The 14,704-nt window shown below is 61.0% G+C and carries 13 protein-coding genes, 1 pseudogene and 1 riboswitch; of the genes and pseudogenes, 9 read left to right on the top strand and 5 right to left on the bottom strand.

The window, feature by feature from the left end:
* Positions 1 to 52: 52 nt before the first annotated feature.
* The 5 genes and pseudogenes from J0663_RS07305 to J0663_RS07285 all read right to left on the bottom strand — a co-directional run bounded on the left by J0663_RS07305 (position 53) and on the right by J0663_RS07285 (position 4,959).
* Complete coding sequence (locus J0663_RS07305; protein ID WP_207243761.1) at positions 53 to 790, bottom strand: sugar transferase; 738 nt, start codon at positions 788 to 790, stop codon at positions 53 to 55.
* Positions 791 to 957: 167 nt separating this feature from the next.
* Entirely contained in the window at positions 958 to 2,178 is a 1,221-nt protein-coding gene (locus tag J0663_RS07300) for an acyltransferase family protein (protein ID WP_207243760.1), read from the bottom strand.
* Positions 2,179 to 2,266: 88 nt separating this feature from the next.
* Entirely contained in the window at positions 2,267 to 3,277 is a 1,011-nt protein-coding gene (locus J0663_RS07295) for an ABC transporter substrate-binding protein (protein ID WP_207243759.1), read from the bottom strand.
* Positions 3,278 to 3,344: 67 nt separating this feature from the next.
* Positions 3,345 to 4,156 (bottom strand): annotated as a pseudogene (locus J0663_RS07290) (ABC transporter ATP-binding protein).
* Entirely contained in the window at positions 4,153 to 4,959 is an 807-nt protein-coding gene (locus J0663_RS07285; RefSeq protein WP_138396327.1) for an ABC transporter permease, read from the bottom strand. The pseudogene J0663_RS07290 and the gene J0663_RS07285 overlap by 4 nt, the downstream one beginning before the upstream one ends.
* Before the next feature lie 160 nt (positions 4,960 to 5,119).
* A riboswitch (TPP riboswitch) is annotated at positions 5,120 to 5,233 on the bottom strand.
* 324 nt (positions 5,234 to 5,557) lie between these two features.
* Here J0663_RS07285 and soxR point away from each other — a divergent pair.
* The 9 genes from soxR (at position 5,558) to J0663_RS07240 (ending at position 14,649) form a co-directional block, all read left to right on the top strand.
* Positions 5,558 to 6,028, top strand: coding sequence for a redox-sensitive transcriptional activator SoxR (gene soxR / locus J0663_RS07280; protein ID WP_064707949.1), 471 nt, complete (start codon positions 5,558 to 5,560; stop codon positions 6,026 to 6,028).
* Between the two features lie 124 nt (positions 6,029 to 6,152).
* The gene (locus J0663_RS07275) at positions 6,153 to 6,923 is read left to right on the top strand and encodes an SDR family NAD(P)-dependent oxidoreductase (protein WP_138396413.1); all 771 of its coding nucleotides are present in this window, start codon (positions 6,153 to 6,155) and stop codon (positions 6,921 to 6,923) included.
* A gap of 103 nt (positions 6,924 to 7,026) precedes the next feature.
* A complete protein-coding gene (locus J0663_RS07270) occupies positions 7,027 to 7,368 on the top strand; it encodes an ArsR/SmtB family transcription factor (protein ID WP_207243758.1) in 342 nt (113 codons plus the stop codon).
* Positions 7,369 to 7,446: 78 nt separating this feature from the next.
* Positions 7,447 to 8,340, top strand: coding sequence for a LysR family transcriptional regulator (locus J0663_RS07265; protein ID WP_064707947.1), 894 nt, complete (start codon positions 7,447 to 7,449; stop codon positions 8,338 to 8,340).
* Positions 8,341 to 8,474: 134 nt separating this feature from the next.
* Complete coding sequence (locus tag J0663_RS07260) at positions 8,475 to 8,954, top strand: formate dehydrogenase subunit gamma (protein ID WP_064707946.1); 480 nt, start codon at positions 8,475 to 8,477, stop codon at positions 8,952 to 8,954.
* Positions 8,951 to 10,507, top strand: a complete 1,557-nt coding sequence (locus J0663_RS07255; protein ID WP_207243757.1) for a formate dehydrogenase beta subunit — start codon at positions 8,951 to 8,953, stop codon at positions 10,505 to 10,507. The genes J0663_RS07260 and J0663_RS07255 overlap by 4 nt, the downstream gene beginning before the upstream one ends.
* A 66-nt stretch (positions 10,508 to 10,573) precedes the next feature.
* The gene (gene fdhF, locus J0663_RS07250; RefSeq protein WP_207243756.1) at positions 10,574 to 13,453 is read left to right on the top strand and encodes a formate dehydrogenase subunit alpha; all 2,880 of its coding nucleotides are present in this window, start codon (positions 10,574 to 10,576) and stop codon (positions 13,451 to 13,453) included.
* Positions 13,454 to 13,589: 136 nt separating this feature from the next.
* Entirely contained in the window at positions 13,590 to 14,414 is an 825-nt protein-coding gene (gene fdhD / locus J0663_RS07245; RefSeq protein ID WP_207244456.1) for a formate dehydrogenase accessory sulfurtransferase FdhD, read from the top strand.
* Positions 14,404 to 14,649 carry a formate dehydrogenase subunit delta gene (locus J0663_RS07240; protein ID WP_207243755.1) on the top strand — a complete coding sequence of 82 codons (246 nt, stop codon included), beginning with the start codon at positions 14,404 to 14,406 and terminating at the stop codon, positions 14,647 to 14,649. Before fdhD ends, J0663_RS07240 begins: the two co-directional genes overlap by 11 nt.
* Positions 14,650 to 14,704 lie beyond the last annotated feature (55 nt).

Genomic DNA, 14,704 nt, shown 5'->3' with positions numbered 1-14,704 from the left:
GAGATTAGCGGCTGCAATGGGTCGCGTCGTTGGGTCTCTTGGAGCAGCCGTCTCAGAAACCCGTGCCGCCGCGCAGTTCGATGACGAGTGTCTTGAACAAGATCCGCAGGTCGAGCAATAGGTTGAAATTCTTTACATAATGTATATCGCAGGCAATGCGGGCCCGCGCCTGCAGCGGTCGCGTCGTCGGGCCGCGCCAGCCGCGTATTTGCGCGAGGCCGGTGATGCCTGGCCGCATGATGTGGCGATGATGGTAATCCGGCACGAGCTCTTCATACAGCCTGCCGGCCGCGCGCATATTGATGGCGTGGCAGCGCGGGCCGACCAATGACATGTCGCCCTTGAGGACATTGAAAAGCTGCGGCAGTTCATCGATATTGGTCTTGCGGAGCACGGCGCCGATTGCCGTCATCCGGCTGTCGCCCTTGACGGTCTGTTGGATGCCGCTGGGATCGCAGGCTTCCGCCCGCATCGACCGAAACTTGAAGACGGTAATTTTGCGGCCGTTCAGTCCCCACCGAAGCTGCCGGAAAAAAACCGGGCCGCCATCGTCGGATTTAATGAAAAGCGCGATTGCCAGAAAAAGCGGGGCCAGCACGATCAGTGCGCTGGTGGACACCACGATGTCGATCAGGCGCTTCACCCCCAGACGAACAGCCATCCTTCCCTGGGCATGCGAAAAGCTCTCCGGCCGGCGGATGTTGGAATTCGCAATGACCAGCGACCTGATTTTGTCCTGACGCTGAGACGAATCGAAGCGCGCGTTTCTCTTCGAAGTAAAAGCATTCATTACGCAAAATCCACAAGTTTAAGTGTGAAGCTGAGCCGCAGCGAGACAAATACATGGAGCGATATCGTTTGTCATCAATATCATTAGGAAATTAGTAATCATAAAGACGCCAAAAATGGGAGTAATTCCTGTTAACCTTAATGCCTCTAGTTGAGGTGTGGAAGGATTTATACTTTGAAAGGAGTAGCTCGATTGGGCTGGTGGCTCGTGAGACGGTGCCCGATGTCGATCGCCGGCCTCTCCAGCAGGTAATAGCTGAGGCTTGCGACCAGAAAGACGAGCGCCACGGCCAACCCGCTCGACTGCAGCCATCCGGTGACGACGTTTTGTGTGGAAACGCCGAACGATCCTGGATCGAGCCTCTGGATCAGGATCAGGATGATCTCCTGCCAGATATAGATGCCGAAAGACATTTTTGCGATATAGCGGATTGGCCTGCTATCAAGCAGTCTTCCCACGTGCTGCGAATGGCTTAGTGAAACGAGCGCCGTCGCGACCGCCAGCGGAAAGACCGGAAAGCCATAGGGGATATCGAGCCAGCCGTAGGCTTCGGGGGTGCCGCCAGGCGATGCGACGAGGCGGTAGCCTGCTGCCGCAAGGGCTAGGAGGGCCGTGGCATCAAACCAGGAAGAGCGTCTTGCAGGCAGCATGACTTCGATGCCGGCGGCAAGCGCGCCGAGCGCGAAGACGGCGAAGAAGCCGATCGGATTATATTTGGGCATCCATTCCTTCGCGCCACCCTGCAGGCCATACGCCCAGCCGCGCTCGACGTCGTCGAGCGCAAAGAGGTTCAGGATCGCCATATGGGCAAGAAGCACGACGGCAATGACGCAGATCCAGACGGAGCGGGCAAGGAATGGGCGCTGCCGCAGCGGGGGTAAGCGAAACAGCAGGAGAAAGCATACCGGCAGGAGCACGTAGCTGGTGACCTCGAAGGGAATGGACCAGAGCGGCCCGTCGGCTTCGACAGGAAAGAGCGTGCGCCAATGCCACTGGCTCATGAACAGCAGTCCGGACAGGTAGCGCAGCGCAAGCTCCGGCGTCAGCGGCAGGGCAAGCAACGTCAGGCTGAGAATGAAGCCGACGCTCGCGGCGACCCAGAAGCCTGGAGCGATGCGTGCCGCCCTGCGGATGGCGTAGTTGCCAAGGCTTGGCATGCCGTCGCCGGCGTCGAGCGCGCGCCAGAAGGGGCGGGCAAGAAGGAAGCCACTGAGCACGAAGAAGATTGCGACGCCGAAATTGCCGAAGCGGAGGATGTTTGCGGTCGGCGCCAATTCGTCGGGAATTCTGCGCATGTCGAGCCGGAGCGCGAGATGGTGAGCGAGCACCAGCAGGCAGGCCATCGCGCGCAGAAAGTCGGCTCCGGCGAGTCTGTCCTGTGGTCGCATTTGTTGCCCGCCTTGCCCCATCCGGCTGAAACCGCTCCGACTCAAAACCTTGCCGCGGAAAGCCGCAGCGGGCAAGGCCGGGGCAAATTCAGCCGAGGAGTTCGTTGGTATAATAGGTGGAAAAGTCCGGCTTCTCCTTAAGCACGGCGCCATTCGCATCGACCAAAATGCCGTTCTGGAACAGAAAGCTGCCGATGGCATCGGCCTTTGCCGGGTCAAGCGTGCCGATCACGCCAGCCTCGGATTTCAGGAAATGCCCTTCGATCAACGCCTTCTGAGATGCTTTTACCAGTTGCGTGTTCATCAGCGCGCCGTTGCTTCCCGATATCAGCAGTTCGCAGGCTTCGTCGGGATGGTCGACGGAATAGGCATAACCCTGGCGCGTCGCCTGGATAAAAGCGCGGGCATTTTCCCGGTTTGCCGAGAGATAGGCGTCGCTGGAAACGATCACCGTCGTCTGCTCGTCCGGAATGCCATAGTCGGAATAGTGGAAGCGGCCGATCTTCCGGTTTTCCAGCTCGGCGGCGATGCCTTCCCAGGTGTAGATTTCCAGTGTGAAGTCAATCGAGCCATTGTCCAGCGCCTCATAAGCGGAGGTGCCGAGGGTGACGGTCTTGACGTCGCCCTTGCCGCCGTCATTGCGGATCATCGCCGAGACCAACGCGCTCTCCCAGGTGCCACCGAAGCCGCCATAGGTCTTGCCGTCGAGATCTCGAGGCCTCTTGATGTCGTCGCGCCCGCCCTTGAAGATCAGGCGTGCGGTTTCCGTCTGGACGACGCCGTAGACCATCTTCACGTCACCGCCGCCGGCACGCTGCGTTAGGGCCTCGATCTCGCTGCTGATGCCGAAGTCGGCAACTCCGTTCGACACCAGCGTGCCGGCGCTGGTGTCGGTAAAGGGTAGAATCTCGACATCGAGGCCGGCGGCCGCATAAAAGCCCTTCTCCTTGGCGACGTAAATGCCGATATGGTTCGTGTTGGGCGTCCAGTCGAGCGCGATGCGAACCTTTGCCGGCGCCGATTGAGCAAAGGCGGCGCGGCCGGCGAGGCTTGTTGCGATAGCGGCGAGAATCGTCTGTCGACGGGTGAGCAGCAGCATGGTGACCTCCTCAGGTCTCTAGAGATGATGCCGAAAATTGTGAGCGGTTTTCGGACGACATCAGGCTCTAACTCTTTAAATCAGAACAGGATTCAGATTTTAGGCCGACGGCCTAAAATCATCCTGTTCTAGCGGATGAAGCAGGGTTTGCAGGATTTCGGTCTCTATCGCCTGGGCCGCCGGCGAGCCGAGGTCGGCGATGCTTCTCGGGCGGGGCAGGGGAACGCGGAATTCGCGGATGACGCGCGCCGGACGGGCAGACAGCACGTAGATCCGATCGGAGAGAAAAACGGCCTCACGGACATCGTGGGTGATCAGCAGCGCCGTCCAGCGATGTTCGGTCCACATGCCTTGCAGCCACTCCTGGATCTGCGTGCGGGTCAGCGCATCGAGCGCGCCGAAGGGCTCGTCGAGCAGAAGCATGTCCTGTTTCTGGATGACGGTGCGCAGCAGCGCAGCACGCTGGCGCATGCCGCCGGAAAGGGAGGCGGGGTAGTGATGTTCGAAGCCGGCGAGGCCGAACCGATCGAAGAGCGGCGCAACAGCGGCGCGGGCGGCCCGCCGGCTCATGCCCTTCACTTCCAGCCCGAGGGCGGCATTGTCGATGATCCGGCGCCAGGGCATCAGCGCATCGCGTTGCGGCATGAAGGCAAAGGAATGTGGCGTCTCTTCCAATGCCGCACCATTAAAAAACATGTTGCCGGAATCGGGCCGCAGCGCCTGCGTCAGCAGTCTCAGAACGGTCGATTTTCCGGAACCGGATGGGCCGACGATCGAGACGAACTCGCCGTTTGCGACAGCGAGCGAAATGTCGCCCAAAACCTTCATGCCGTCGAAGGACTTCGAGATGTTGCGCAGCTCAAGCATCTGACCGGTCATCGGCGTCGTTCCTGGGATGGCTGCCAGGGCATGACGAAACGCTGGATCAGCAACGTCAGCGCGAAGAGGCAGAGCGTCAACAGAGCGCTGACGATAACGGCGGCAAGCACCAGATCGGGACGGAAATTGTTCTTGGCGTTGAGGATATAGATGCCGAGGCCGCGCGCGGCACCGGCATATTCGGCGAAAATTGCGCCGACGACGGCATAGGTGATCGAGATCCTGAGGCCGGCGAAGAAATAGGGCAGCGAGGAGGGAAGCCGCGCCAGGCGGAAAATGCGCCAGCGGCTCGCTTTCATCGAGTTCAAGAGCTCGGCAATGTCACGGTCGGTCGCCTCATAGCCCTGAAGCAGAGCGACGAGCAGCGGGAAGAAGGTGACGAGCGCCACCAGCAATATTTTCGGCAAGAGGCCGAAACCGAACCACAGAACGACAAGAGGTGCGATCGCCACCAGCGGCAAGGTCTGGCTGGCGATGAAGATCGGCAGCAATGCGCGGCGCATGAAGGGCATGAAGTCCATCAGGATGGAAGAGACGAAGGCGAAGGCGAGTGACAGCGCGAAACCGCCGAGCGTGGCACCGAGCGTCGGCCAAGTGTTTGATATCAGTGCCTCTCGGTTCAGCCAGCCTTGGATAAGGATGCGCGAAGGTGCCGGCAGGATGGAAGGTTTTATGCCGGAAAGATCGACGTAAAGTTCCCATGCCGCGAGAAAGGCAAAGCCTGCGAGCAAGGCGGGCATCGCGCGATAGATGGCGAGGCGGAGCGTCGCAAGACGCGAATCCGATGGTCGTGGCGATGTCATCGGCGTTCGATTTCGGGCTTTCGTCGGGCCGTTCGTGGCAACTTGTCGACGGCATCGGTCTCGATGCGCGGCCGCACCCGCTTGAGGGCGATTGCCATGACGGTAGCGATAATGATGCAGGCGGAACTGCCGGACGTGGGGTAAAGTGACACTTGCGCGCCGGAAAACATTTGGACCTCGCTCCGCTGGCATTACCCAGATCAGCTTAGAAGGGTCCGGAGACTTGCACCTCGCATCTCAGCCCCGGCGACACGGAGCTCCCCTGTTATTGCAGCGAAAACTATCATTCGGGTCTTCCTGCCGCAACCGCAAAATTGCAAAGCAGTCCGTCTGGCCGGATGGGACCGCAGATAAAAAACACCCGGACGGAGGTCCTGTCCGGGTGTTTTCCGAGGTTCCGTACCTGCCGGGAACGGAACCCGAGCGCTCACCTCTCAGGCGGCTATTCGGCAGGGGTGATCGGTATGGCGGCAAGCGTCGATGTCGTCATTTCACCTGTATCGATCGACGGTCTCACCGTCGCTCTTGCCTGCGCCGCGGCTTCACGGCCGAGGGAGGAGGGGTTATAAAACCTCAACCAATGTTGAGGTCAATAGGAATGAATACGGTTTCTGCAACGCCGCTCGGAAGGCTTCTGACGGTCGGAGAAGTGGCGCAACGCAGTGGTCTTGCCGTATCGGCGCTGCATTTCTATGAGGCCAAGGGGCTGATCTCGAGTATCCGCACGCGCGGCAACCAGCGGCGCTACGGACGCGATGTGCTTCGCCGGCTCGGCATCATCAAGGTGGCGCAACGTGTCGGCATTCCGCTTTCGGAAATCCAGACGGCATTTGCCTCCCTGCCGCAGGGACGCACGCCGACAGTCGCCGACTGGCAGACGCTGTCGGCGCGCTGGAAGAATGAACTCGATGCGCGAATCAGGCAGCTCAGCCTGCTGCGAGACCGCCTGACCGGCTGCATCGGCTGCGGCTGCCTGTCGATCGAAAGCTGCCCTTTGCGCAATCCCTTCGATCGACTCGGCGAGGAAGGGCCGGGCGCGCGGCTGCTGGAGGCCGAAAACGAAGTATGAGCTTTCAGGGGAGAGCCCTAGCCTCTCGCGGAAAGATGATGCCTGCCTTTCTTTCGGCGGGCGCGCTCATATGTTAAGGGCGAATGGCGCAACAGGCGGCATTGTCCGCGAGGAGGACGGCTTCGTGTTCCATCCGAGACTATTCGAAAATCGCAATGTCGTCGTGACCGGCGCCGGGCGGGGCATCGGCCTCGAAGTGGCGCGGCAGTTTCTGGACTGCGGCGCGAAAGTGATCGTCCATACCGGTCGCAAACCCGAACGGGACCTGCCGGATTTTCTGCTGACGGCTGAATCGGAAAGGCGGGCGCTGCTGTTGCACGCCGATTTCACCGCCGTCGGCGGTGCTGCGCAATTTGCTGAAAATGCGCTCGCCTTTTTCGACAAGGTGCATGTGCTGGTCAACAACGCCGGCACCATGCTCGGCCGTTTTCCGGCTGCGACACTGACTGACGCAGATTATGAAACGATCGTCCGCTTGAACCAGACGTCGGTGGTGGCGCTGACGCGTGCGTTGCTGCCGGCATTGAAAGCCGCGCAAGGCGCTGCCATCGTCAACACCGTTTCAATTTCCGCGCTCACCGGCGGCAGTCCCGGTTCTTCGATTTATTCTGCCTCGAAAGCCTTCGTTTCAACCTATTCCAAGGCGCTTGCCCGCGAACTTGCGCCGGATGGCATCCGCGTCAATTGCGTCTCGCCCGGAACGATCGAGACGGATTTCCATGAGCGCTATTCCTCCCGCGAGAAGCTGGAGCAGACGAGAAAGTCCATTCCCTTGCAGCGGCTGGGCACAGCGGAGGATTGCGCTCCGGCCTATCTGTTCCTGGCGGCACCCTCCCTCTCCGGGTACATTACCGGCCAGGTCCTCGAGATCAACGGCGGCCAGCTTATCTGCTGATTTAGTTAGACCTTTTTTGACATTTCATCACTTTTGGCAAATTCGCGTGTGCGAATATGCTATTGTGCTGATCCGCCTTTTCGCTTCCCTTCCGAGATGTCGAATGCCATTGCCCAAACCCGTGCCGGGAATGTCCGGTCAGGAACTGCACAAACTCGCTGGAAGCGCCCGTGAGGCGAGCGATCTGCTGAAGGCGCTGGCACACCAGACCCGGCTTCTGATCCTCTGCATACTCGCCACCGAGGAGCGGACGGTCGGAGAAATCGAAAACATTCTCGGCATTCAGCAGGCGATGGTCTCGCAGCAGCTCGCGCGTTTGAGGCTCGAAGGCCTCGTCAATACGCGCCGTCAGGGCAGGCTGGTCTATTACAGTATCGGCAATGCCAGCGTGGCTGTCTTCCTAGAATCACTGTTCGATCTTTTTCCGGCTGCTGAAAACAATTAGTACGCGCTCTTGCGGAGCACGGTTGCTGCGTCGAAGATAGGCTGATCCGGATGGTTCCACGCCGGATCGGGAGACCGGATGATCGACAAGCTGGAATTTTTCATCGCCCTTGCCAACGAAAAGCACTTCGGCCGAGCCGCGGAGGAATGCGGGATATCCCAACCGACGCTCTCGGCCGCCATCAGGCAGCTTGAAGATCAGCTTGGTGTAATGCTGGTGCAGCGCGGCTCACGATTTCAAGGGCTGACGCCGGAGGGGCAGCGCGTGCTTGAATGGGCGCGGCGCATCGTCGGCGATGCCCGCACCATGCGCGAGGAGATGCGCGCAGCGCGTCGCGGTCTTTCCGGCCACATTCGCCTCGCCGCCATTCCGACCGCGCTCGCCATGCTTTCGCGCATCACCACGCCCTTTCAGGAACGACATCCGGGAGTGACCTTCTCGATCGTCTCGCGAAACTCGCTGCAGGTGCTCAGCATGCTCGAAAATCTCGAAATCGACGCCGGCATCACCTATCTCGAAAACGAACCGCTTGGCCGCGTGACGACCGTGCCCCTTTATGCCGAGCGTTATAACCTCATCACGGCCGCAGGGAGCCCGCTGTCCGATCGCGACAAAGTGACCTGGCGGGAGGTCGGCGATCTTCGGCTTTGTCTATTGACTGCCGATATGCAAAACCGGCGCATCATCAATCGGCACCTGACGGAAGCAGGCGCCACTGTCCATCCGACTCTCGAATCCAATTCGATGATCGTGCTGTTCTCACATGTCAGGACCGGACGCTGGGCGAGCATCATGCCGCGGAATGTCGCCAAATCCTTTGGTTTTCCGGTTGAAATCCGGATGATTCCAATTGTCGAGCCGGAGGCCCACCATCTGGTCGGCCTCGTCGCACCCTATCGCGAGCCCTTCACCCCGCTCGTATCGGCCTTGTTGCACGAAGCGAGAGTGCTCGTGCAGGATGAGGAACTCTGATAGGAAAAACCTATTAATCCACAAGACAGCTTTATTGATCGTCATTGGCTTCCCTGAGATGCTGTCTCGGTGATGGCACTCGGCTGGGGGAGGTCGGCCATCCCGAAAGAGCAAGCCACTGGGAGGGCTGCCTGATGACCATTCATATCGCCGGAGGCGATATCGCAGCGCGTACGCGTACCATCGTCGCGGACCTTCGCTTCCTTGAGGGGCCGCTGCTTCCCATTCTGCACGAGGTTCAACGAGAATTCGGTTATGTGCCGCAGGAAGCTGTGCCTGTGATCGCGGAGGAGCTGAACCTCTCACGCGCCGAAGTGCACGGGGTGATGACATTCTATCACGACTATCGCGACCATCCCGCCGGCCGGCATGTGCTGAAGCTGTGTCGCGCCGAGGCTTGTCAGTCGATGGGCGGCGACGCGCTGGCTGAACGCGTCAAGACGTTGCTCGGGATCGATTTTCATCAGACGACCCCCGACGGCGCCGTAACGCTGGAGCCGGTCTACTGTCTCGGCCTCTGCGCCTGCGCCCCGTCGGCGATGCTCGACGGCGAGGTTTATGGCCGGGTAGACGGTCAGATGGCGGCGGAGCTCGTTGCGGAGGCACGTCGATGACAGTCAAGATTTATGTTCCGCGCGATGCCGCTGCGCTGGCGCTCGGAGCCGAAAAGGTGGCAAAGGCGATTGCCCAGGAGATCGCCGCCCGCGGCCTCGATGCAGAGATCGTGCGCAACGGCTCGCGCGGAATGTTCTGGCTGGAACCACTTGTCGAAGTTGAAGTCGCCGGCAAGCGCATCGGCTACGGGCCGGTGAAGGCAAGAGATGTGCCTGCCCTGCTTGATGCGGAAATGCTGAACGGGGGCGATCATCCGCTCTGTCTCGGGGAGGTTGAGGACCTCCCGTTCCTCAAGGAACAGACCCGCCTGACCTTCGCCCGTTGTGGCATCATCGATCCCCTTTCGCTCGGCGATTACGAGGCGCATGGCGGCCTTGCCGGCCTCCGCCGCGCCGTTTCGATGAGATCGGTCGATATTGTCAAGGAAGTCACAGATTCCGGCCTGCGCGGACGCGGCGGTGCGGGCTTTCCTACAGGCATCAAGTGGAAAACCGTTCTCGATGCCGCCGGCGAGCGCAAATATATTGTTTGCAACGCCGATGAGGGCGATAGCGGCACCTTTGCCGATCGCATGATCATGGAGGGCGATCCCTTCGTGCTGATCGAAGGCATGGCGATTTCAGGCCTTGCCACCGGAGCCACGAAGGGCGTCATCTATACGCGTTCGGAATATCCGCACGCGATCGCGGTGATGAGCGAGGCCATCGGCATTGCCCGGCAGGCAGGGATTCTCGGCCCGTCTGTGCTTGGCTCGAGCCGCGGCTTCGATATTGAGGTGCGTACCGGGGCCGGCGCCTATGTCTGCGGTGAAGAGACCGCTTTGCTGAACAGTCTCGAAGGCAAGCGCGGTGTCGTGCGCGCCAAGCCGCCGCTGCCGGCGCATAAGGGGCTGTTTGACTGTCCGACCGTCATCAACAATGTGATTTCGCTCGCCTCCGTGCCTGTGATCATGGAGAAGGGTGCTGCCTTCTACCGCGATTTCGGCATGGGGCGCTCGCGCGGCACCATTCCGCTTCAAATCGCCGGCAATGTCCGATACGCCGGACTCTATGAAACCGCCTTCGGTCTTTCGCTCGGCGATATCGTCGACAGGATAGGCGGCGGCACGAGGACCGGCCGACCGGTCAAGGCGGTTCAGGTCGGCGGGCCGCTCGGAGCCTATTTCCCGCGGGCGCTGTTCGACACGCCGTTCGATTACGAAGCCTTCGCCGCCAAGGACGGACTTATCGGCCATGCCGGCATCGTCGTCTTCGACGATACGGCTGATATGCTGAAACAGGCGCGTTTCGCCATGGAATTCTGCGCGGTCGAAAGCTGCGGCAAGTGCACGCCCTGCCGCATCGGCTCGACACGCGGCGTGGAGACGGTAGACAAGATTGCGCACGGTATCGAGCCGGAGAAGAACCGGGTGTTGCTTGCCGACCTTTGCAACACGATGAAATTCGGCTCGCTCTGCGCGCTCGGCGGCTTCACACCCTATCCCGTCATGAGCGCCATGACGCATTTCCCGGAGGATTTTTCGCCGGCGCCGATAGTGGAGGCGGCCGAGTGATGACCTTCCAAGTTACATCTGCACGCCCTGACTTGCTCAATTCCGTTTCCGTACAGGAGGCCGACCATGTCTCTCATCCATGAAATCGACTACGGCACTCCCGCTTCGAAATCCGAAACCATGGTGACGCTCACCATTGATGGGCAGCAGATCAGCGTGCCGGAGGGCACCTCGATCATGCGCGCATCGATGGAAGCCGGCATCGAGGTGCCGAAGCTCTGCGCCACCGACATGGTCGATGCCTTCGGCTCCTGCCGGCTCTGCCTCGTCGAGATCGAGGGCCGCGCCGGCACTCCAGCCTCCTGCACGACGCCGGTGGCGGCAAACATGGTAGTGCACACGCAGACGGGGCGATTGAAGGACATTCGCCGCGGTGTAATGGAACTCTATATCTCCGACCATCCGCTCGACTGTCTCACCTGCGCCGCCAATGGCGACTGCCAATTGCAGGACATGGCGGGTGCCGTCGGGTTGCGCGACGTACGCTACGGCTATGAGGGTGACAACCACGTCAAAGCGCGCAACAACGGCGATATCAATCTGAAATGGATGCCGAAGGACGCGTCCAACCCCTATTTCACTTACGATCCCTCCAAATGCATCGTCTGTTCGCTTTGCGTGCGCGCCTGCGAGGAAGTGCAGGGCACCTTCGCGCTGACAATCGAAGGGCGGGGTTTCGGCTCCCGCGTTTCACCCGGCATGCATGAGAGTTTCATGGATTCCGAATGCGTCTCCTGCGGCGCCTGCGTTCAGGCCTGTCCGACGGCGACGCTCACGGAGAAATCGGTGATCGAGATCGGCCAGCCAGAGCACTCGGCCGTCACCACCTGCGCCTATTGCGGCGTCGGCTGCTCCTTCAAGGCGGAGATGCGCGGCGAGGAACTGGTGCGCATGGTGCCGTGGAAGGACGGACAGGCCAATCGCGGGCATTCCTGCGTCAAAGGCCGCTTCGCCTACGGCTATTCCACGCATAAGGACCGTGTTCTCAACCCGATGATCCGTGAAAAGGTCAGCGATCCCTGGCGGGAGGTAAGCTGGGACGAGGCCTTCGCGCATGTGGCGTCGGAGTTCCGCCGCATCCAGTATCAATATGGCCGCGACTCGATCGGCGGCATCACCTCCTCACGCTGCACCAATGAGGAAACCTATCTGGTGCAGAAGCTGGTCCGCGCCGGTTTCGGCAACAACAATGTCGATACATGCGCCCGCGTCTGCCATTCGCCGACCGGTTACGGTCTCGGCCAGACATTCGGGACCTCGGCCGGCACACAGGATTTCGACAGCGTCGAACATTCGGATGTTGTCGTAATCATCGGCGCAAACCCGACCGATGGCCATCCGGTGTTTGCCTCGCGACTGAAGAAGCGGCTACGCCAGGGGGCGAAGCTCATCGTCATTGATCCCCGCCGTACAGATATCGTCCAGTCGCCACATGTCGAAGCTTCCTACCACCTGCCGCTGAAACCGGGCACCAATGTCGCGGTCATGACGGCGCTGGCCCATGTAATCGTCAGCGAAGGGCTCTATGACGAGACATTCATCCGCGAGCGCTGCGACTGGTCGGAGTTCGAGGATTGGGCGGCTTTCGTCGCCGAACCGCAGCATAGTCCGGAAGAGACGGAGATTTTCACCGGCGTGCCGGCCGCGGATCTGCGCGGTGCAGCAAGGCTCTATGCCACGGGCGGCAACGGCGCGATCTACTACGGCCTCGGTGTCACCGAACACAGCCAGGGTTCGACCACCGTCATCGCGATCGCCAACCTGGCGATGGCAACAGGCAATATCGGCCGTCCCGGTGTCGGCGTGAACCCGTTGCGTGGCCAGAACAATGTGCAGGGCTCCTGTGACATGGGCTCGTTCCCGCACGAGCTGCCAGGTTACCGGCATATTTCCGACGATGCGACGCGCGACATTTTCGAGAAGCTCTGGGGCGTGAAGCTCAGCAACGAACCGGGCTTGCGTATACCGAACATGCTGGACGCAGCGATCGACGGTTCGTTCAAGGGAATCTATATTCAGGGCGAGGATATCCTCCAATCCGATCCCGATACGAAACACGTCGCGGCGGGCCTTGCGGCAATGGAATGCGTCGTCGTGCAGGAGCTGTTCCTCAACGAGACCGCCAACTACGCCCATGTCTTCCTGCCGGGCTCGACCTTCCTCGAAAAGGACGGCACATTCACCAATGCCGAGCGGCGCATCAACCGCGTGCGCAAGGTGATGACGCCGCGCAACGGCTATGCCGACTGGGAGGTGACGCAGAAGCTTGCCCAGACCATGGGACTCGACTGGAACTATGCCCATCCGTCGGAGATCATGGACGAGATCGCCGCGACAACGCCGAGTTTCGCGCTTGTTTCCTACGATTACCTGGAGAAGATGGGCTCGGTGCAGTGGCCCTGCAACGAGAAGAACCCACTCGGCTCGCCGATCATGCATGTCAACGGTTTCGTCCGCGGCAAGGGCAAGTTCATCCGCACTGAATATGTGGCGACCGACGAGCGCACCGGCCCGCGCTTCCCGCTGCTGCTCACCACCGGCCGCATTCTCAGCCAGTATAATGTCGGAGCGCAGACACGCCGGACCGAGAACCTCGTCTGGCACGCGGAAGACCGGCTGGAGATCCATCCGCACGATGCCGAACAGCGCGGCATCCGCGATGGCGATTTAGTGAAGCTCGCCAGCCGCTCCGGCGACACCACGCTCCGGGCGCTGATCACCGAGCGCGTCGCGCCGGGCGTCGTCTATACGACCTTCCATCACCCGAATACGCAGGCCAACGTCATCACCACCGACTTTTCCGACTGGGCGACCAACTGCCCGGAATACAAGGTGACGGCGGTGCAGGTCTCGCCCTCCAACGGGCCGAGCGAGTGGCAACTCGAATACGACGAGCAGGCACGGCAATCACGCCGCATCGCCGGCAAGCTGGAAGCGGCGGAGTGAGGATGGGGGGGCGATCCAGCGTTGTCGGCAAGGCTCGCATTTCACCCTTTGGGGAGAAGAGAGAGCATGCGGCTCACGTTCACGTCGCTGCACACCGAACTGCGGAGGAGGGTGCCTCTCATCCTGTTGTCGCATGGTGAAATTCACGACCACCGCCCATGCTCCCGAAACCGCCCGCCGTAACGGTATCGTGCAGGCGGGTTCGCGGATCGTGCCGGAAGAAGTGCCGGTCGCCTTTTCCTATGGCGGCAGCACGCATGCGGTGATGATGGCGACGCCTGATGACCTTGAGGATTTTGCCGTTGGCTTCAGCCTGACCGAAGGGATTATCGCCTCGCGGGCGGAGATATCCGCCATCGAGGTCGTCGAGGGCGAGCAGGGGATCGATCTGCAGGTGAGCCTCGTCGACGATGTCGCCGACCGGTTGCGGGCGCGCCGGCGCAGCATGGCGGGGCCGGTCGGCTGCGGGCTCTGCGGCGTCGAATCGATCGAGCAGGCGGTGCGGCCGGTGCCTGACGTTTCGGCATCGCCGCTCTCACTGTCGCATTCGGATATCGTCCGCGCCGTTTCGCTTCTGAACGAGGCGCAGCCGCTGCACCGCGAGACGCGGGCTGTGCACGGCGCTGGGTTCTACCTTCCCGGCAGAGGACTGCTTGCGGTGCGCGAAGATGTGGGCCGGCACAATGCGCTGGACAAGCTCTGCGGCGCCGTCATCCGCGCCGGCGAAGGGGGCGGGAACGGCGCCGTCGTCGTCACCAGCCGGCTGTCGGTCGAGATGGTGCAGAAGGCGGCGATCCTCGGGAGCCCCGTGCTCATTGCCATTTCCGCGCCGACGGCGCTGGCCATCCGCACGGCCGAAGAGGCCGGCATGACGCTCATCGCGCTGGTGCGCGGCGAGGATTTCGAGATATTCACTCACCCGCACCGCATCTCGCCCGGAAGCATCGCCGATGTCGCATGATACCAAGACCAAGCTTGTCTATATGGCAAATCAGATCGCCACCTTCTTCAAGAGCCAGCCGGAAAGCGAAGCCGCACCAGGGGTCGCCAACCACATCAACAAATTCTGGGAGCCGCGCATGCGGCGGCAATTGTTTGAAATCCTGGAGACCGAGGAAAACGGCCTGGATGCGCTCGTGCTTCGGGCCGCTCCCATGATCCGCAAGCCGGAGGCGGAAGCAAGCCAGGTCCGGTAATCGAAAGTGGCGTGTGCGGGAGCAGCAGTAGACTCCGCGAATGCATGATCGAATA

The organism is Rhizobium lentis, assembly GCF_017352135.1.
GTDB lineage: Bacteria > Pseudomonadota > Alphaproteobacteria > Rhizobiales > Rhizobiaceae > Rhizobium > Rhizobium lentis.
The sequence above is the reverse complement of the archived record's forward strand: the minus strand, read 5'-3'. Positions and strand labels throughout refer to the sequence as shown.